Source organism: Rhizobium sp. P40RR-XXII (assembly GCF_012641405.1).
Taxonomy (GTDB): Bacteria; Pseudomonadota; Alphaproteobacteria; order Rhizobiales; family Rhizobiaceae; genus Rhizobium.
In genome coordinates, this window is the sequence record NZ_JABAII010000002.1 from 201,140 (window position 1) to 221,073 (window position 19,934).

14 protein-coding genes are annotated in these 19,934 nt (G+C 61.5%); 7 read left to right on the forward strand and 7 right to left on the reverse strand.

Annotated elements, in window-relative coordinates; genetic code table 11:
- Positions 1-103: 103 nt before the first annotated feature.
- The gene (locus tag HGP16_RS04265) at positions 104-6,874 is read right to left on the reverse strand and encodes a hypothetical protein (RefSeq protein WP_168838783.1); all 6,771 of its coding nucleotides are present in this window, start codon (positions 6,872-6,874) and stop codon (positions 104-106) included.
- A 493-nt stretch (positions 6,875-7,367) separates the two neighbouring features.
- Between HGP16_RS04265 and HGP16_RS04270 the strand changes: the two genes are divergently transcribed.
- The gene (locus HGP16_RS04270; protein ID WP_168838784.1) at positions 7,368-7,736 is read left to right on the forward strand and encodes an Hpt domain-containing protein; all 369 of its coding nucleotides are present in this window, start codon (positions 7,368-7,370) and stop codon (positions 7,734-7,736) included.
- A gap of 159 nt (positions 7,737-7,895) precedes the next feature.
- Positions 7,896-8,216, forward strand: coding sequence for a 2Fe-2S iron-sulfur cluster-binding protein (locus HGP16_RS04275; RefSeq protein ID WP_168838785.1), 321 nt, complete (start codon positions 7,896-7,898; stop codon positions 8,214-8,216).
- Between the two features lie 556 nt (positions 8,217-8,772).
- Here the strand turns inward: HGP16_RS04275 and HGP16_RS04280 are convergent.
- Positions 8,773-9,396: a DUF922 domain-containing Zn-dependent protease gene (locus HGP16_RS04280; RefSeq protein ID WP_168839161.1), complete on the reverse strand. Its 624-nt coding sequence runs from the start codon at positions 9,394-9,396 to the stop codon at positions 8,773-8,775.
- A gap of 92 nt (positions 9,397-9,488) precedes the next feature.
- On the opposite strand from HGP16_RS04280, the gene folP reads away from it, so the two are divergent.
- The 3 genes from folP to folK all read left to right on the forward strand — a co-directional run bounded on the left by folP (position 9,489) and on the right by folK (position 11,302).
- Positions 9,489-10,358, forward strand: a complete 870-nt coding sequence (gene folP, locus HGP16_RS04285) for a dihydropteroate synthase (RefSeq protein ID WP_168838786.1) — start codon at positions 9,489-9,491, stop codon at positions 10,356-10,358.
- A gap of 61 nt (positions 10,359-10,419) precedes the next feature.
- Positions 10,420-10,791: a dihydroneopterin aldolase gene (folB, locus tag HGP16_RS04290; RefSeq protein ID WP_120664156.1), complete on the forward strand. Its 372-nt coding sequence runs from the start codon at positions 10,420-10,422 to the stop codon at positions 10,789-10,791.
- Complete coding sequence (gene folK, locus HGP16_RS04295; protein ID WP_168839162.1) at positions 10,784-11,302, forward strand: 2-amino-4-hydroxy-6-hydroxymethyldihydropteridine diphosphokinase; 519 nt, start codon at positions 10,784-10,786, stop codon at positions 11,300-11,302. Before folB ends, folK begins: the two co-directional genes overlap by 8 nt.
- A gap of 70 nt (positions 11,303-11,372) precedes the next feature.
- Here folK and HGP16_RS04300 read toward each other — a convergent pair whose 3' ends face one another.
- The 4 genes from HGP16_RS04300 to HGP16_RS04315 all read right to left on the reverse strand — a co-directional run bounded on the left by HGP16_RS04300 (position 11,373) and on the right by HGP16_RS04315 (position 15,221).
- Entirely contained in the window at positions 11,373-11,924 is a 552-nt protein-coding gene (locus HGP16_RS04300; RefSeq protein WP_168838787.1) for a hypothetical protein, read from the reverse strand.
- 101 nt (positions 11,925-12,025) lie between these two features.
- Positions 12,026-13,120: a YcjF family protein gene (locus tag HGP16_RS04305; protein ID WP_168838788.1), complete on the reverse strand. Its 1,095-nt coding sequence runs from the start codon at positions 13,118-13,120 to the stop codon at positions 12,026-12,028.
- Complete coding sequence (locus tag HGP16_RS04310; protein ID WP_168838789.1) at positions 13,117-14,592, reverse strand: YcjX family protein; 1,476 nt, start codon at positions 14,590-14,592, stop codon at positions 13,117-13,119. Before HGP16_RS04310 ends, HGP16_RS04305 begins: the two co-directional genes overlap by 4 nt.
- 137 nt (positions 14,593-14,729) lie before the next feature.
- Positions 14,730-15,221 (reverse strand): SixA phosphatase family protein, encoded by a 492-nt coding sequence (locus HGP16_RS04315; RefSeq protein ID WP_168838790.1) that lies wholly within the window; start codon positions 15,219-15,221, stop codon positions 14,730-14,732.
- A gap of 281 nt (positions 15,222-15,502) precedes the next feature.
- On the opposite strand from HGP16_RS04315, the gene dksA reads away from it, so the two are divergent.
- Positions 15,503-15,922: an RNA polymerase-binding protein DksA gene (gene dksA / locus HGP16_RS04320; RefSeq protein WP_168838791.1), complete on the forward strand. Its 420-nt coding sequence runs from the start codon at positions 15,503-15,505 to the stop codon at positions 15,920-15,922.
- A gap of 75 nt (positions 15,923-15,997) precedes the next feature.
- On the opposite strand, the gene HGP16_RS04325 is transcribed toward dksA, so the two are convergent.
- Positions 15,998-16,918, reverse strand: a complete 921-nt coding sequence (locus tag HGP16_RS04325; RefSeq protein ID WP_168838792.1) for a flagellar biosynthetic protein FliO — start codon at positions 16,916-16,918, stop codon at positions 15,998-16,000.
- Positions 16,919-17,209: 291 nt separating this feature from the next.
- Between HGP16_RS04325 and cckA the strand changes: the two genes are divergently transcribed.
- On the forward strand, positions 17,210-19,828 hold the full coding sequence (gene cckA, locus HGP16_RS04330; protein ID WP_168838793.1) for a cell cycle histidine kinase CckA: 2,619 nt from the start codon (positions 17,210-17,212) through the stop codon (positions 19,826-19,828).
- The last annotated feature ends 106 nt before the right edge of the window (positions 19,829-19,934 follow it).

The window sequence follows — 19,934 nt, forward strand, 5'->3', positions numbered from 1 at the left end:
TCGGGGCCGCCCTTTTCCATGCCGTAAACATGAGGCGTGCCGTACCTCGAATCAAAATCCCCGGCACCTGGGCCGGGGATCGAGCATTCATCTCTTCTCTATCTCAGTTCAGGCGACCGGCTGCGTGGGCCAGCATCGTGTAGACTTTGCCGGTGTCGGAGGTGAGATAGGATTGCGTGACGGTGCGATCGCGGTCCGTACGCTGGACATCGGCAAGCAGCTTTTCGAAATCGGCGATGTAGCGGTCGACTGCCGTGCGGAATTCGGGTTCGCGGTCGTACTTGCGCTTGATTTCGTCAAAGGTCTGCTGGCCCTTCAGCGTATAGAGGCGGCGAGTGAACACATCGCGTTCGCCGCGCTGGTAACGGCGCCACAGGTCGACGGACGCGTCGTGATCGATCGCGCGGGCGATGTCGACCGAGAGCGAGTTCAGCGATTCCACGACATGGCGCGGGTTGCGTGCGGCGGGTGCCGGTTCCGCCGGTGCTTTCGACGTCGCCTGGCGGGCCGGCTGCAGACCAGCGGTTTCATCCCGCGAGGCGCCACGCAGCAGGTCGCTGATCCAGCCGCCGCCGGCTGCTTCCTGGCGGGCAGGAGCCGACGTTTCGACCGGACGCTGCGGCTGAGCCACTGGACGTTCCGCGGGGATGGAGCCGCGCAGGCCCAGGGACTCGATCGAAGGCTGCTGCGGTGCCGGCTGCTGCTGGGGCACAGGTTGCTGCGGGGCGGGCTGTTGCGGCCGCGGAGCGGCGGCAACAGGTGCCGGGGCCGGCGCTGGAGCCGTAGGCCGTGGGCGCTGGGCTGGCTGTGCGTCTGCCAGAGCGCGTGCCGAAGGTTCGGAAATCTCCAGCTGCTGCGTCGAGCGGCCGACGATCTGCGAGATGTCCTGCAGCGCCTTGATCTGTTCGGCGACGGCGCGGCGCATGGCAGCAGCGCTTTCCTTCGCTTCTTCCGGAAGGTCGAAGGCACCGCGCTTGAGTTCGCTGCGGGTGAGGTCGAGTTCCCGGCGGATATCGCCAGCCGAGCGGCGGATCTCGTCCGTTGCCCCGGCGAAGCGGCCGATGGCGTCATCAACGGCGACACGCAGCGTCTCGCGCAGCTGCTGCGCGGCCGTATCGGAGGTCTTGCCGGCGTCGGCAAGCATCTGCTCGACCTCGGACAGCGAAGCCGTGAGGCCACCGCGCAGGCGGTTTGTCAGGTCATTGGAGCGGCGCTCGGTATTGGCAAAGGTGCTTTCGACAGCCTGGCCTGCTTCCTCGCTGGCCTTGTGCAGTGCGCCACGCATGTTTTCCGCGGCGTCCTCGGCGCGCTTCTCCGTTTCGGAGAGGACGCGACCGATGTCCGCGAAAGACGACTGGACGCTCTGGCGCAGATTGCCGGTGACCTGATTGGAGCGCTGCTCGGCACGGTCGAAGGCGGTTTCCACCATGGTCCCAAGGGCGCGCATGGTGTTCTCGATCTCTTCCGAACGCTGAACGAGGCCGACGGCGAGGTTCTGCAATGCCGTCTCGCGTTCTTCCAGCGTCGATACGAGGTTCGATTGTGCCGCGCCGAGAAGCTGGGAAGCCTGTGTGAGAACCTTGGAGTGATCGTCGAAACGGCCGACGATGCTGCCGACCTGCGACAGCGTCTGGCCGGTGATTTCGGACAGCTTGTCAACCTTGCCTTCGAGGAGGCGGCTGGAGGCCGAAACCATCTCGCCGGCTTTCGCCGCGGATTCGGCGAAGCGTGTCGACGTCGCGTTGAGACGATCGTCGACGGTTGCGAACTCGGTGGCGGCATTGGTCAGCAGACCGGCGATCGCGGAGTTGTTCTCGGCGAGGCGGGCGATGATCCCGTTGACGCTTGCAAGCAGGTTGTTCTCGAGCGCGCTGACCGTATTGACCGCATGTTCCGTGCGCGACGCGATTGCGTTTATCAGGGCGGTGTTTTCGGCGCGCAGCCGCTCCGTGCTTTCCTGGGCGGCCGCCGAGATGAGGGCTGCCGCTTCCTGACCCGTTGCCGCATAGCGATCGACGATCGGACGGGCCTTTTCGTCGATGAGGCGGGAGAGCTCTGTGGAGCGCCCTGCCAGCATCGAATTGAGCTCGCGGGTGCGCTCGTCGAGCGATGTGCGGATGGATGCGCCGCGTGCTTCCAGCGCGTTGTCGACGCCGGTAAGGGTTGCGTCGATCTCGCGGGCACGCTCTTCGAGGGAGGTGCGAATGGCCGTGCTGCGCTCGTCGAGCGCGCGCTCGACCTGCGCCATGGTGGAGGCGATCTGCTCGCTGCCGCCGGCCAGCGTATTGCGAATGGCGGCACCCCGGGCTTCCAGCGTCTGTTCCGCCGAAGACAGGGCCTGCGAGATCGTGTTGACCTGGTTGCTGACGAGGCCTTCGGCTTCGGCAACCTTGTTGACGATCGCGTTGCCAGCCTCAGAGAAGGTCTGGGCGACGGCCGCGGCCTGGCTTGCCAACCGGTTCTGTGTTTCCGAGACGCGATTGACGAGATCGTCGGAGCGCTCGGTCATGGCGCGTGCGAAGGCATCGCTGTGGTTGCCGAGGTTATCGGCAAATTGCTGGCCGGTATTGGCAAGCAGTTCAGCCGTACGCGTCGCCTCCGTATCCATGCCCTGTGCGGCATCGGCAACGGCCGTGCGCAGCGTCGTCGCGAGATTGGCGGCCTTGCCCTCGATCGTGCGGTTGACGGCTTCGAGGCCGACATTGAGCGCGCGATCCATGGTCGACAGGCGCTCTTCGATGCGCGCCGCGGCCTGGCTGCCGCTGTTGTCGATCTGGGCGGCGCCGCTCGCCAGCGTATCGGAGAGACGGTTGCCGGCTGCATCGACCTGTGCGGCGACGCCTGTGACGCCTTCGTGGATGCGGTTTTCAAGAGCCGACAGGCTGGCCTCGACACGGGAGCCGGTCTCGGCGAAGCGGCCGGTCATGCCCTCGATCGTCTGGTTGAGGTTGGACGAGAAGGTTTCGGCCGAACGCTGGATATCGCCGGCGGCCTGCTGGATGCGGCCGGCAACGTCGCCCGCACCGCTGCTCAGGCGCTCTTCCAAGGTCCTTGCGCTGGCGTCGATGGTCTGGCGCAGCGATGCCTCGCGGTCCTCCAGCGACATTTCGAGCATGCTGGCGCTGGTGGCGATGGAGGTGCCAATGGCTGTCGTCTGCTCCATCAGCGTGTTGTCGATCTGCTCATGGGCTTCGCGCAAAGCGAAGTTGATCGCATTGCTGCGATCTTCCAGCGTCGAGCGCATGCGCTCGTAAGCGGAAGCAAGGTTCTCGTCCATCTGCGACAGACCGACACCAAGCGTATTTTCGAGTTGGCGCGTCGTGGCGCCGAGAACGGTTTCGATACGATCGCTGCTACCGCCGAGCAAGCCTGATAGGGCTTCTGTATGGACCGCGAGCGAGCGATCGAGGCGATCCTGATTTTCGCTGTAGGCGGCACGGATTGCGTCCGCCTTGTCGCCGAAGGCGCCGGCAACCCGCGCTTCAGCGCCGGAGACGCTGTCGAGCAGGGCATTGGCGCGCTCTTCCAGGGTGCTTTCGAAACGGTTCTGGTTTTCGGCGAGCGAGATTGCGAAGGCCATGCTCTTGTCATCGAGCGTATTGGTCAATGCCTCGTGGCCGCTGGCCACGGTATGGGCAATGGCCTTGGCGCTGTGTTCGAGGGTTTCCTCGAGCTTCGCGTGGTTTTCCGAAAGGGCGATCGCCAGGGACATCGTCCTGTCGTCAAGGCTGTTGACGATCTTGTCGTGCGTTCCGGCGACGGTTTCGGAAAGGGCGTCCAGCCGGCTCGATACGGCATCCTCGAGGCGGGACTGCGTATCGGAGAGCGAAATGGCGAGAGCCATCGCCTTTTCGTCCAAAGCGTCCGCCAGAGCGGCATGATTGCCGGTGAAGGCGTTGGTAATCGCCTCGGCGCGGTTGGCAAGCGTCGCCTCGAGGCGGGACTGGCCTGATGTCAGCGCGTCGGAAAGAGCCTTCGTCCTGCCGTCCATCGTATTGGCGACCCGCTCGGCGTGGCCGGCGACGGTGTCCTCCAGCCGTGCCTGACCTTCCGAAAGGGCGATGGCCAGAGCTATCGTCTTGTCGTCGAGCGTGGTGGTGACTTGCTCGGCATGACCCGAAATTGCGCCTTCAAGGCGAGCCTGGTTTTCCGAAAGTGCAATGGCGAGGGCCATCGTCCTGTCGTCGAGGGCGTCGACCAGGGCGGCATGATTGCCGGCAAACGCCTTGATGATCTCCTCGGCGCGATCGGCAAGCGTTGCCTCGAGGCGATTTTGCCCGCTGGTCAGGGCGGCGGCAAGCGCGCCGGTCTTCCCATCCAGCGTGGAGGCGACACGTTCGGCATGGCCGGACACGGTCTCTTCCAGCCTTGCCTGGCTTTCGGAAAGAGCAACGGCGAGCGCCATGGTTCTGTCGTCGAGGGCGTTCGTAACGCTTTCGGCGTGGCCGGAAACGGTGTTTTCCAGACGCGCCTGACCTTCGGCGAGCGCGCGGGCGAGCTCCTTGGTCTTTGCGTCCAGAGTGCCGGCAACATGATCCGCGTGGCCGGACACAGTGTCTTCCAAGCGGGACTGGCCCTCGGAAAGCGCGATGGCAAGCGCCATCGTCTTGTCATCAAGCGTGTCGGCAAGCTTGCCATGCGTATCGGCAACGGCGTTAGTGATGGCGTCGGCGCGGCTTGCCAGCGTGTTTTCGAGGCGGAGCTGGTTTTCCGCCAGCGAAATCGCCAGCATCGAGGTGCGTTCGTCGAGGGCGGCGGTCAGGTGTTCGTGAGAGCCACTGACGGCATCGGTGATTGCCTGCGAACGCTCGGCAAGCGTCTGTTCAAATCGTGACTGGTTATCGGTCAGAGCGCCGAAAAGCGCGCTGCTGCGGGCGGCCATCACGGCATCGATGCGCTCATGCGCGGAGCCAAGCGCCTGGGTGATCTCGCTCGTGCGGGAAGAGAGCGTGTTGTTGATCTCGTTGGCGCGGCCGGCAAAGGCCGTCGTGAGCTCTTCCGTGCCGGTTTGCAGCGCGGTCGAGACATCCCGCGTGACACCCTGCACAGCCGAGGTGAAGGCACCGGCATGCGAGGCGAGCGTGGTGTTCAGTTCGTTCGTGCCAGATGTCAGGGCGGCAGAAATTCCGCTGGTGGCGTTCTGAAGCGCCGAGGTGATCTCGCCGGCCCTGGAGCCGATTGCGCTTTCCAGCACTTCCTGACCGGTCGCAAGCGTGGTTGCCAGCGCGAAAGACTGGTCGGTGAGATGCGAGCCCAGCCGTTCGATGCTGGAGGTGAGAATGCCTTCCAGGGCATCCGAGTTGCTGCCCAGGCTCTGATTGATGCGGGCAAGGCTTTCCGACAGCTTGCTGTCCAGCGAACCGGCGCGCTTGTCGAAGGCGGAGGTGAATTCCGATACGCGTTCGTCGAAAGCGGTCGAAAGCTGCGCGATCGTCGACTGGAAGCGCTCGTCGAAAAAGCCGGAGCGCAGGTCGATATCCATGATGGCGTCATCGGCCGTCGACTGCAGGCTTTGGCGGAAGCTCGCACCCTTTTCGTCGAGCGCGGTGTTGAGGCGCGACAACACATTGTCCAGCGTACCCGTAATGGACCGCTCGCCGCCGGTGAGGCTTTCACTGATTTCCTTCGTGCGGGCAACCAGGGTCTCATTGAGCTGGCGGGCGCGTTCATTGAGCGCGGAGTTCAGCTTTTCGGTGTTCGCGTCAAGCGTCGATGCGCGGGTTTCGAAGTGGCCGAGCAGTTCCTTGCCGCGTTCGGAAAGGGTCGACGACAGGGATTCCAGGCGGGTGTCGAATTCGTGGCTCAGCGCCAGGCCGGAGGCGTTGAGGTTCTGCAGCAGGCTGTCGGTCTTGGCGGCAAGCAGCGTGCCGAGCGCCTCGACCGCGGAATCCGACTTTTCCATCAGCACGGCAGCGCGCGTATCGATCATCGACGCGAAGGCTTCGCCCGAGGTCGAGAGACGCACGGTGATCTCTTCGGTCGCCAGCGACAGGTCTTCCTTGATCTGATCATGTACACCGACGATCGACGAGCGGATGCGCTCGGCGTGATTGATGATCGCGTCGCGTTCGGTGCCGAGCTCATGGACGAGGCCGCGCACGCGCAGTTCGTTATCTGCGTAGCTGCGCTCCAGGGCGTTGACTTCGGAATGGACGAGGGTTTCCAGCTCGGTGGCGCGGGCAATGGTGCGCTCGATGCCCTCATTCATCGCCGAAACTTCACGCCGCACCGCCTGGCCGACCGTCATGATGCGTTCGGAAGCCACCGTTTCCGGCTCGACGAGACGCAACGCGACCTCCGCCATGGAGCGGGCCGCATTGCGCATGTCATGCGCACGCGAGATCATCATGCCGAAAGCATAGAAAAGAAGGACCGGAATGATGATGCCGACGATACAGGCGATAACGCCGGGCAGGGCGGCCAGATCGGCGAAGGAATGGATGTTTCGGATTTGGGTGCCGTAAAGAAGGAAGGCGAGACCGGCGCCGCCGATGATCCAGAACAGGGAAAAAATGGTGGCATTGCGTACCGCACGGCTCTGAGAGCCGCTGTCCAGCGCCTTCAGGATGCTGGCGGAGCTTGCCCGGTTGCCATCGTTGGCTGCCGCAAGGTTCGGGTTTCTCGGCGCCTCGGCGGAGCGAGGCGTTGTGGCAGGGGCTGCAGTGCTGCGCGTGCCGCCGGTATTGCGGGCTGCATCATCCCTGCTTTGCTTTATCGGCTGTTTGGGCGGCTCAGACACTTTTCGCTCCGGGACATCAGGCGTAGGGGTATTGCGAGACTCCAAGCTCTCGTCACTGAAATCGATCTGCAGAGCTTCGTCCAATGCCTGGAAGGCCTTGTCCTCGACCGACTCGATGTACTTTTTGTTCGCCATGCGGTTACGCCTCGTTACAACTCACTCGGGCTTGCCGTGCCTTTTCCGGTAATTCCGCCTCGTCCGGAAAAGACGAACCCTGCCTCCCGTTGGGTCCTCCGCTTTCGATTAATATCGAGGTTGGATTTCCCGTTACATTTCAGAGTGGATAACTGGTTTTTCAAACGGATGTTATGAAAACATTACCATCATCCACTTCTTGGGCAAAGACATGTGCCATGAGCCCAATTTACTAGTATCGTAGTGACACATTCCCCTAGTCATGACAATTAATTCCACCTTAAAGGCAGTGGATCGTTAAGGAGCCATTAACCCTGTTTACCTGTTCAACGCCATGAAAACTCAAGATTTTGAGCATGTTTAACGGACGTTAACCATGTCTGGAGTTTTCGGCCCTCAATGTGCCAAAATTTAACTGGATGGCCATGCTCGGGCCGCAACTATGCGGCACGTCCCTAAAACAGTCATAGATAAATGACGGGAGCATTGGCACATGGCAGCTTTGAATATCGCGTTTGAATCTCCGGACAATTCGAGGGGGGCTGCCCCATCGCGGGAGCGGGCGATCGATCTCGTCCATCTCGGCAAGCAGACGATGGGCGACAAGGCGCTTGAGGTCGAGGTGTTGCAGATGTTCGCCAGGCAGGCCCGTTCCTGCCTGCAGGAGATCGGCAGCGGTGACCCCAAGCGCATCGAATCCGCATCGCACAAGCTGAAGGGGGCTGCCGGAGCCGTCGGCGCTTTCCGCGTCGCCGACGCAGCCGGGGCGCTCGAGAGCGATGTCGGTGATGCCGCGCGCATGGCAGCGGTGACGACCTGTGTCGTCGAGGCTGAGAATTTCATTCTGAAGCTCTCGCGCTGAACCGATCCGCTTGTAGATCCTTGCAGATCAATGGAATGTGATGCCTGCGCCGCCAGACGGATAAGACCGTTTCGGCGGCGCAAATGTTGACTGCCCCAGCGATTTGTTGGAAGTAAAATTCCGATCATCCTCATTCACGAAATATCGGAATTCACCCACATGACCAAATTGACCATCGTCGCCTTCGACGGCACACGCTTTGACCTCAATGTCGACGAGGGATCCACCGTGATGGAAAATGCCGTGCGAAACTCCGTTCCCGGCATCGAAGCGGAATGCGGCGGCGCGTGCGCCTGTGCGACCTGTCATGTCTATGTCGATGAGGATTGGACCGAGAAGGTTGGCGGTCCCGAGCCGATGGAAGAGGATATGCTGGATTTCGCTTTCGACGTCCGGCCGAACTCGCGTCTTTCCTGTCAGATCAAGATGAAGAGCGCCCTTGACGGGCTCGTCGTGCATGTGCCGGAACGCCAGGCCTGACGTCTTCGCCGCCGCGGTTCCTCCGCAGAAAGCCTTTTGATATCAGCCGGACAATTTATTCCCGAGTCTTACAGAGCCGCGCCTCTCTTGAGGTGCGCTAAAGTCGCTGTAACACTTTGAAATGCTGGATAATTTTCGCCCTAAATCGATTCCGATTTGAGGAATTATGCAGTAGTCCAAAAAAGATGCCCCGCTCAGCTGATCAGCGAGCGAGGCAAGGCGGGCGCATCACCGACAGGCAAGGGAGGAAACACCTGCGGCTTGAGGACGCGCCAGGAGAACACTTAGCGCATGCTTTGAAAAACAAACCCCGACTGCGCCGAAGAGCGAACAAACCCGCCGCCGCAGGCACTCTCAATCGATCTTTTCGAGATCCCGCCCAGTATTCTTCGAATCATCTGGTGCGTTTATCTCTGTAATTGATAGGAAAAACCTATTTCAGATTCTGGTAAAGTTCAAAGAACGGCCCAGCTGGACGATTCACAGATATAGTGGCGGTTTTCCCACAGTCGGCGTCGGTCCGCAGGCTGTTTCCCTGAAATTATAGGGGTGTGATCTATTGCTGGCCGCTGTGCCGGCTGCGGTAGTACAGCAACCGCTGTATCCGGTTCTGGAAATTGATCGCCTCGATTCGGTCGAAGCGTGCCTGATCGGCATCGTGCCGCTCGGTTTCCCGCGTCGTCACCTCGTTTGCTTTTTCCTGGAGCGCGTCACAATTGCTCGCCGACGGCAGGGAGAGGATGTGCCGTTCCATCTGCCGCGCATGCTGGCGGGCGATCTCGACGTGCCGGTCCTCATGGCGCCGGATGTCGGCGGCTAATGTGTCCCATATCGTCGAAAGCTGCTTGCTGGCGTGGCGCCGGTCGCGCCAGCGCGGCAGGATGATTTCAGTATCGACCGTGACCTTGACGCTGGAAATATAGCAGCGCCCCTTCGCCTCGCTATAGGTCGCGCTGCCGCCGAAGCGGATTTTCGTCGCGCCGGGATGATGGCTGCTGGAACCCATCGCGAGCGGCCCGCGCTGATTCAAAGCCGCATCGAGCTCGTCTGCCGTGTTGCCCTTGATATCGAAATAGGAAATGGATTTGCGGGCGATGACGTCGGCATCGGCCACGCTGGGTATGCAAAACGCGAGCAACAGAGCACACGCAATACTTATCTTATGGAACGCAAGCGGCATTCGTGTCGCTACCATGTTGAACTTCGACGAACCTTGCGGCATAGCCACTGTGAGCGCAATATCAAGCGCAAGGTTTTTTCATTTTCAATGGGATGGGACGGTTCGTGACGGAGCTTCGCAGCCATACTTGGCATGTCGCGCATGGCCGCAGCCTCGAGGTTGGCAAAGAAAGTGCCATCATGGCGATCGTCAATGTGACGCCGGATTCCTTTTCCGACGGCGGGCATTATGAGGCCGTCGATGCTGCCGTCGCGCACGCATTGGCTTGCGTCCAGGAGGGGGCTGCTATCATCGACATCGGCGGCGAATCGACCAAGCCCGATGCGGCCGCCGTCAGCGCCAGCGAGGAGCAGGGGCGGGTGCTGCCCGTCATTGAAGCCTTGCGCGGCAAGACTGACGCACTGATCTCGGTCGATACCTATCGCGCCGATACGGCGCGGCTGGCCGTCGGGGCCGGCGCACACATCGTCAATGATGTCTTCGGCCTGCAGCGCGAACCGGATATCGCCGCCGTGGCGGCGCAAACGGGCGCCGGGCTTTGCATCATGCATACCGGTCGCAACAGGCAGAAGCTGCCTGACATCATCGACGATCAGATGCTGTTCCTCAGCCGATCGCTCGATATCGCCGCGGCGGCAGGCGTCAACAGGCAGAATATCGTGCTCGATCCCGGCTTTGGCTTTGCCAAGGAGAATGCGGAGGAGAATCTGGAGCTGATGGCGCGGTTCAATGCGCTGCTTCGCTTCGAGCTGCCGCTGTTGGTCGGTACTTCGCGCAAGCGGTTCGTGGGTACCATCACCGGCCGCGATGCGTCCGATCGCGATGTCGGAACGGCGGCGACCAGCGCGATCCTGCGTCTGCAGGGAGCTGCGCTATTCCGCGTACACAATGTCGCAATCAACAGGGACGCGCTGGCGGTTGCGGATGCTATTCTCAGAACGCGCGCGAGGCTTAAAGCATGATCCTTGAAGGTAGGGAGCGTTTTCCGGACGCCGTCGTGCCTGTTCGAAACGGAGGGACGCCATGAGCGCCGTGACATACACCATTACTTTGCAGAATTGCGCTTTCTTTGCCCGCCACGGCGTGCATGACGAGGAGGAATTCCTTGGTCAGCGCTTCTTTGTCGATGCCGAGCTCGATGTCGAAGCTGGCGATGCGCTGGAACGTGATTCGATCGACGATACCGTCAATTACGGCGTCGCATTCACCGTCATCGAAGAGATCGTCACCGGACGCCGTCGCTATTTGATCGAGGCGCTGGCGCTCGACGTGGCGAAGGAGCTATGCCGGCGCTTTCCCAGCATTCGCCGGGCCAAGATCACTGTGCGCAAGCCCAATGCTCCGGTTCCGGGCGTCCTCGATTATGTGCAGGTGAGCATTGAGCATTTTGCCTGAAAACCTGGCGGTGCGCACGACGCTCGGTTTGGGTGGCAACCTGGACAATCCGGTTCGTGCCATGGCGCTCGCCCTTCGCACACTGGACCAGCGCACCGACTGCGAGGTAGTTTCGGTGTCGCGGCTTTACCGCACGCCGCCATGGGGCAAGACGGACCAGTCCTTTTTCTACAATTCCTGCGCGGCCATCGATACCACCCTCGCGCCGGAAGCCTTGCTCGACGTATGCCTCGATATAGAGCGGCAGATGAAGCGGGTGCGGGTCGAGCGCTGGGGGCCAAGGACGATTGATATCGATGTGCTGACCTATGCAGATCTGCAGCGGGCGGAGCCGCTTTTGACGATCCCCCATCCGCGGATGGTCGAGCGTGGCTTCGTGCTGATGCCGCTTGCCGATTTCGCGGCCGATCTTGTCGTGAACGGCCGCAAGATCAGCGATTGGTTGCGGGAGGCCGATGTCGAGGGCATCGAGATCGCGGACGAAAACCGCGACTGGTGGCGAACAGCCTGACCCACAATATGAAAGCAAAAGGCCGGCAAATTTGCCGGCCTTTTACGTTTTGCACTTTCGTATCTGAGGCTTACTGGATCGATCCGACCGCCATCTGGTCGACATCGGCCCGCTTCAGCGTGACGCCGATGACGGGTACCATCTGTTCGCCGACCTTCACCGAGATGGTGACATTCATCGACTTGTTGTCCGAAACGCGAGCGATCATGGCGCCGTTCAGCTTCTGACGGATCAGTCCGAGGACGACGGTATTGTCATTGACCGTGCCCGAGGTGACGTCGAGACCCTTGCCGGCCGCGCCATCAAGGAATTTTCCGCTGTAGGAGCCGCCGCTTTGCGTAATCTCGGCCGACATCGGCTGCTGGAAGACCCCGACGCGGCAGGTGCCGTCGAGCTTGACGCCGGCATTGCCGCCATCGGACGGCTTGCCCGTGAGGTTGCAGGTGAATTTCGTGCCCTTGTACTTGCCGGCGACGATTTCGCCGGGGCCGCTCCAGGTGCCGGAGACCGACTGGAAGAAAGCCTTGTCGCGGGGCGCCGCGTCGGCTGACTGCACCCAGGCGCCCATAGGGATAGCTGCGGCGGCAAGGCTGCTTACAAGAAGAAATCGACGCGAAAACATGGATATTTCCTAGCGAGGCGGAACCGTAAAACTGGTTCCCACTTTTGCCGCAGAATGGTTAATGCTTGGTTTCCGCAATGCCAAAACGCCGGATTTTCAGGTCATCGCGTCGGATTGCGGCCGGTGACGTTCGGCGTGAGATCGCTGGCGAAATCGGCGATGCCGGGGCGCTTGAATGCCTTGAAGGCAAGCGGGCGGCAAAGATCCATCGCTGCTATTCCAATCCTTGCCGTCATCATGCCGTTGACGACGCCTTCGCCGAGACGCGCTGAAAGCTTCGACGCCAATCCGTGGCCGATCAGTTGCTGGACGATGCTGTCGCCGACCGCGATGGAACCCGTGACGGCGAGATGGGCGAGCACATCGCGCATCAGCCTGATCATGCCGAGCGTGCCCGGCCTGCCGCCATAGAGTTCCGCCATGGCGCGGACCAATTTCGCCGCCTCAAAGAGAACATAGAGAATATCGACGAGCGCGCGCGGACTGATGGCTGTTACGACCGACACCCGTTTGGAGGCGCCGAGGATCAGCGCTCGCGCCCGGCGGTCGAGCGGGCCGAGAAGCTCTCGTTCCGCGAGGTCGATCAGCTGTGGTGCATCGATGATGTCATCTTCCGCTGCCTTTAACGTCGCACGGCCTCTGGCCGTATCCGGGTTGGCTTCCAGCAGCGTGCAGAGACGCTTGACCAGAGCTTTGGCGCGGGCCGGTCGAGTCTCGATGACGGCGGCCTCCGCTTCGGCCTTGATAGTCTGCACGGCAGCGAGCCGCATCATTCCGGCCGTTTCGCGGGTGACGATGGCAAGCACGGCCAGAATGCCGACGGCGACGACCGCAAGGGCGGTATAACCCAGCCAGTCGGCTCGGCTGAACAGATCGCGGATGAGTTGGTCGGTCCAGAGGCCAAAGGCGAGTGACACCAAAATTCCGAGCGTGCCAAGTGCTACTTTGCCGAAGGAAAACCCTTTGCGGCGCGGCCTGGCAATGGCGCCTTCGCCCGAATCGGCCTCGAGGGCCGGATTGATGAAGGGATCTTCTTCGTCCGGAGTCAGGACGACATTGGTATCGAAGCTTTGCGGTCTGCGTACCGCCGGCGGGATGGATTTGATGTCGGCATCTTTTCCGGAGACGTCCGGTTCCAGCGCAAAGGCAGCGGGTCGGCGGTTGCCGTTCGGCTCGTTTTCGGTCGATTTCGTCATGCGAGACGGTCTCCGAACAGGAACTGCATGGCGCGGTCGAGGCGGATATGCGGCACCGAAAGCTTGATGCCGTCGCCGGTTTCATCGAGTTCCGGCGGGCGGAACCGTACCACGTTCACCTCGGGCAGATGGACCCTTGCCCCATCCGATTCAAGAGCTTCGAACAGCCCGTGCGGATTTTGCGGCAGATCGCCGGGAAAGATCGCGGTCTTGCGATTGCCGTCGAACAGTTCGCCGGCGATGGTTTCCTTGTCCATTGGCGTGCCGACGATGACGGGGAGCGTCTGTCCGTCGCGGGTCACGGTCGCCTCTCGCGTCGCGCGCACCGAGGCAATTGCCATGACCTCGATGCCGGCACCCGCCATGCCGATGCGCTCTATGGCCCGTTCCACCAGTCGGCGCGTCAAGGCCTCCAGCCGGTCATGGCTTTCATGATGGAGATGGTCAGCCTTGGTGGCGGCGACCAGCACACGGTCGATGCGCCGGCCGAGCAGCGAGGAAAGGAGGGAGTTCGTGCCGGGACGGAAGCACGCCAGCACGTCCGTCAGCGCCCGTTCGAGATCCTGCACCGCTTCCGGGCCGCGATTGATGGCCTGCAGCGCATCGACGAGAACGATCTGCCGGTCGAGGCGGGCGAAATGCTCGCGGAAGAAGGGTTTGACGACGACGGCCTTGTAGGCCTCGTAGCGGCGCTCCATCATCGCCCATAGCGACCCTTTCGGCGCAGTCCCTTCGGCGGGCAATTTCAGTGGCGCGAAGGTAAGGGCAGGCGAGCCGTCGAGATCACCCGCTAGAAGGAAGCGGCCGGGTGGCAGCGTAGAGAGCGAGCGTTCGTCGGATTTGCAGGCTTTCAGGTAATCGGCGAAGGCAGTCGCAAGGTCGCGTGCCTTCATTTCATCCGCAATTTCAGCGATATCGGCCTTCTCTGTCATCGCCAGCCAGTGATGTGACAGTTCGGCGCGAATGCCGGTTTTCGCCAGAGCCAGCGTTTCCTCGCTGAAGGTGCGGAAATCCTTGGCGAGCAGCGGCAGGTCCAGCAGCCACTCGCCCGGATAATCGACGATATCGATGGAGAGGCGGCCTGGCGAGAACAGGCGGTTCCAGCCGCTGGCGCTCTGATAATCCAGCGTGATTCGCAACTCCGAGATGGCGCGTGTCGAATCCGGCCAGATGCGGTCTTTGACCAGCGCGCGGATATGATCCTCATATTGAAAGCGCGGTACCGCGTCGTCCGGCTGAGGCTCAAGGCGAACAGCGGAAACGCGACCGGACTGCACCGGCTCAAACAGCGGCAGGCGGCCGCCGTTCAGAAGATTATGCACCAGGGATGAGATGAAGACGGTCTTGCCCGAACGGGAGAGGCCCGTGACGCCCAGACGAATTGTGGGATTGACGAGGCCGGCGGCGCGATCGGCAAGATTGTCAAAAGCAATGAGGGCGTCGTCGGTAAAAGAGGTCAGGCTTGGGGGCAAGGCGGGATCCCTGGATGACAGCGTGGCCGTGAATATAGGGATCGAAACTTGCTCCGAAAAGATGAAGGCGTAAACGTCTGCAATCAGGGGCAGGGGCGTTTCGGGCGTTTTCGAGACAAGTGCCTCGATGAATATCCCTATTCGGTGACGAAGTCGGTCAGGACCCAGCCTGACGGCGTCGAATCGATGACGGCGAGCCCGGCCGTCGGAAAACCGCGTGGGAGCGCGCCGGCCATAGCCTCGCGCCCGATCAAGGCCGCAAGCGTCAGCTCGATAATCGGATTGTGCGCGACCAGCATGACCGAGTCCTGATCACTCTGCGCCGCGATGAGCGACAGGTAAATATCCGGCGTGCCGTTATAGAGGGCATCGACAAAGCGGAATTCCGTCGAGGGCGTGACGGCGCGGCGCATGGCGGCGGCGGTCTGGCGACAGCGCTGGGCCGTGGATGAAATGATGAGGTCCGGCTTATAGCCTTTGTCAGCGGCTTCGTCCGCGACGATTTCGGCTGCGGCATAGCCTTTGTCGCTCAAAGGACGGTCGAAATCCTTCTGGCCGGGAGCGGCCTGCTGGGCCTCGGCATGACGCAGAAGATAGATCCTGGAGGGCGGCGGTGAAATGCTGACCATGGCGAAATTCCGGAGCTCGATTTCCTGAATGAGGTAACGTCTGTTCGCATGCCCAGTCAACTGCGGCGCGATCCTTCGGAAGGCCAAATCTCCTACTATCACGCGAAGGTTACGGACGACGCGAATCCGGGCTACTGAGAAGAAGTGATGAAAAAATAGACCCTTAGCCGAATTTTATGACAAATTTAAAAATCAGTTGACAGCATCTATTTGGCTTGAATCGGCACTATTGGTTGGGATATACAGCCCAGCCATATGAGATGTTCTTCAGGAGAATCGCGTTGAGTGAGAAGATCGATCTTAGGAATTATGTGCCCTCGGAAGACGAGGAATTCATGAATCTGAATCAGCGAGCCTATTTTCGAGCGAAGCTGGTAGCCTGGAAAAACGATATCCTTAGAGAAGCGCGCGAAACACTGGGTCATCTGGCGGAAGAAAGCGCAAATCATCCCGATCTGGCCGATCGGGCTTCTTCGGAAACAGACAGAGCCATCGAGCTTCGGGCTCGCGATCGCCAACGTAAACTCATCTCCAAGATCGATGCCGCATTGCAGCGTATTGAAGACGGTACTTACGGCTATTGTGAAGAGACTGGCGAGCCGATCGGCCTGAAGCGCCTGGACGCTCGTCCGATCGCGACCCTGTCGATCGAGGCGCAGGAGCGCCACGAGCGCCGCGAAAAGGTTTATCGCGACGAATAATCGAGCTGTCGGCTCGACTGGGCACGAGGAATCCGTTCCTCGTGCTTTTTCATTTCCGACATTTCAGGCCGCGCATTATTTGTCGCGGCTGACGCTCATTTCACCGAAGATGCGCGCCACTTCCTGCTGAAGGGCACTGTCGGCCCCGGTCAGCGGCGCTAACTCGGGTTCGACCCTCTGTGCCGGGCTTGGTGCTGGCGATGGAGCGGGCTGCTGTTGCACCTGCCGTGGCGTCGGCGCATTGGGGATGATCCGTTCGGCTGTCAGGTTCTTCGACATTTCGGCTTCGAGTATGCGTTGGAAATCATTGCCGGGCTCGGTGGCGCGCGGCGGCGCGACGACGGGCTCCACCGGCGCTGGGCGAATGGGAGCCGGCTGTTGCTGCGGCAGGACGACATGGCGGGCGGCGTCCAGTATGTCGGCGGCCTCGGCTTCGCTAATGGCCGGAGCGGTTTGGGGAGCCGGTTGCGGCGGCCTGACAGCAGCCGGTTGGGAAGGTTCCGCAGCCACGAGCGGCGTTGGTTCCAGAGCCGGGGCAGCGGGCGTTTCGGAGCGCAGATAGGCTTCGATCCTCTCCCCGGTGGATTGCGGACGTTGTGGAAGCGCTGCGGGAGGGGTGTCGAGCTCGGCAGCCTTTTCCGGTTGTTGCAGCCGGCTTTCATATGCCGGGGGGATTTCGACCGGCGTCGCGGCCATGCCCGCGCGCGTGGGATCGGAGATGCCGGACTCGATGACGATATCAGTCGGACCGCCGATCATGATTAGATGTTCGATGCCGTCGCGCCTGACGAGCACGAGACGGCGGCGGGCATCGACTGCGGCGGCGTCCAGCACCTGAAGACGCGGCTGGCGGTTTTTGCCGCCGCGCACGAAGGGAGAAGGCGCTCGATTGCGTAGGACCCACAGAATGGCGATCAGCACGATCAGGGCGATGCCGACCCCACCGGCTGCGAGGAGGAAACGGCTGCCATAGGCTCCGGCGATGTCGTCCAACATGTCGAGATACTCCCGTATTTGTCCCGATGTCGCGGCCTATTATGCAGCTACGGCAGGGTAGATGCCTTGAACTTTGCCTTCCTATGCGGCGATCATATGAACAGGATCGCGGCGGAGACAAGATGCGATTGATACCTCTTGTGCTCTATTGCCTGTGAATTCAAGCCTTTCTGGCTCGGCAAAGCTTTTTGCCGATGACGCAAATTGGTAAAGAAGATTCGAAAGGTCCGACTCCGGCGATCCTTAACGTGTATGACATGTCGCGAGGAGAACGGCGGAGACGAGGGGTTTATGACGAAGCAGGGTCCATCCGACGAGTATAGCGTGCCGCTGGTGGATCGCGGAGTTCGTTCGGGAACCGTGCTGCGCATCATCCTGCTGGCGCTCGTTCTCGTGGCCGCCGCCGCGGCCTTCGTCGTCTTCAAGAGCCAGCTCGACAATGAAGCGGTTCTCGGCGGCCTCGGCATTCTTGCCATGGTCGGCATCTTCTTCCTGGTTTCCTCGATCATCGGCTTCGTCGAGGTGATGCCGCAGCGGCAGTCCGACAGTCTGGCGCGTTCGTTTCTCAACAGCCATCCGGACGGGACGCTGATCACTGACGAGAAGGGACGGATCGTTTACGCCAACGCCGCCTATGGCCGGCTGACCGGCGCCGCCAAGGCGACGGAAGTACAGTCGCTGGAGATGCTGCTATCGCGAAACCGCGAATCCAACGAAGCTCTCTACCGCCTTGCCAATGGCCTGCGCGACGGTAAGGAGGGATCGGAGGAGTTCCGGTTGCTGAAGCCCCTGGGGCCTTTCAACGGGATCGGCCAGGGAGCCCATTGGTATCGGCTGAAAGCACGGGTGCTGCCGCCGGAGCAGGATAGCAACAAAGCGCTGCATATTTGGCAGATCACCGATATCACCTCCGAGCGCGACGATCAGGAACGCTTCTTCAAGGAATTGCAGAACGCGATCGATTATCTCGACCATGCGCCGGCCGGCTTCTTCTCCGCCGGTCGCAAGGGCGAAATCTTCTATCTCAACGCGACGCTGGCCGAATGGCTGGGCTTTGACCTCACCAAGTTCGTTCCCGGCTCGATGACGATCGGCGATCTGGTGGCCGGCGAGGGGCTGGCGCTGATCCAGTCCGTTCAGGCGGAGCCGGGCTTGAAAAAGACCGTGACGCTCGATCTCGATCTGCGTCGCGCCAACGGCCAGAGCCTGCCGGTGCAGATCGTCCATAGCGTCACCTCGATGCGCGACGGCGCTCCCGGCGAGAGCCGCACCATCGTCCTGACCCGGCAGAACGGCGCGGACACCGAGCAATCGGCCTCGGCGGCAGCCATGCGTTTCAGCCGCTTCTTCAACAATACACCAATGGCGATCGCTTCCGTCGATGGTAACGGCCGCATTCTGCGGACGAATGCGCCGTTCCTGAAGCTTTTCTCCGATCTCGTATCGCGCGACGATATCGAGCGCGGCGCCGCGCTGGAAAGCGTCGTCAACGAAAGTGACCGGTCGCAGCTGCAGCAGGCACTGGCGGCCGCCAAGGACCGGCAGGGCGACATTCCGCCGATCGACTCCCGCAACCCGAAAGACGATGCACGGCATTTCCGCTTCTATATCAATGCGGTGATCGATCAGACCGACGAGGCGCCCGAAGAGGCCGCGATCGTCTATGCCGTCGAGGTGACCGAGCAGAAGGCGCTCGAGACGCAGATGGCGCAGACGCAGAAGCTCAATGCCGTCGGCACGCTCGCAGGCGGCATCGCGCACGATTTCAACAATGTGCTGACCGCGATCCTTTTGTCCTCTGACCATCTGCTGCTGCAGGCGCGGCCTTCGGATGCGAGCTTCGCGGATCTGATGGAAATCAAGCGCAACGCCAATCGCGCGGCGGTGCTGGTGCGGCAGCTGCTCGCCTTCTCGCGCAAGCAGACCATGCGGCCGACCGTACTGAACCTGACCGACGTGATCGGCGACTTGCGCATGCTGGTGGACCGGCTTCTGTCCGGCACGCATGTCAAGCTGGATGTCGATTATGGCCGTGATCTCTGGCCTGTCAAAACCGACCTTTCGCAGTTCGAGCAGGTGCTTATCAATCTCTGCGTCAATGCCCGCGATGCCATGCCCGGCGGCGGCCAGCTGACGCTGCGCACCCGCAATCTGCTCGCGGCCGATGTCAGCGCCTTCAATTATCCCTATCTGCCGCATGAGGATATGGTGCTCGTCGAGGTCGGCGATACCGGCACCGGCATCGCACCTGAGATCATGGACAAGATCTTCGAGCCCTTCTTCACGACGAAGGAAGTGGGCAAGGGCACCGGGCTCGGCCTTGCGATGGTCTATGGCATCATCAAGCAGTCCGGCGGCTATATCCAGCCGGAATCGGAAGTGGGCAAGGGAACGACTTTCCGCATCTTCCTGCCGCGTCATGTCGTTGAAATGCCCGCCATAACGGACGCGAAGGCGCCGGAGAGCCGCGATGTCGCGGCCATGGATCAGAGCGTCGGCATAGTGGCGCCGCCGGAAGAGCCGGCCGATCTTACCGGCAAGTCCGCAGTCGTGCTGCTGGTCGAGGATGAGGAGGCGGTGCGGCGCGGCGGCAAGCGCATGCTGGAGACGCGGGGCTATACCGTCTACGAAGCCGGCTCCGGCGTCGAGGCGCTCGACATCATGGACGAGCTCGATGGCCAGGTCGACGTTGTCGTGTCCGACGTCGTCATGCCGGAAATGGATGGTCCGTCGCTGCTGCGGGAATTGCGCAAGAAATATCCGGATATGAAGTTCATCTTCGTCTCGGGCTATGCCGAGGATGCCTTTGCCCGCAATCTGCCGGCGGATGCGCAGTTCGGGTTTCTGCCGAAGCCGTTCTCGCTGAAGCAGCTTGCCGTCGTCGTGCGCGAGACGCTGGACAAGCCGTAGGTCAGAGGCGATTTTCGCCTCGCCATGTTGCCGATTGCGGCGTGAAGGTGCTATCACCCACCGCATGATCGACCTTGCTAAGCCCATTTATCGTTCGTGGTGGTGC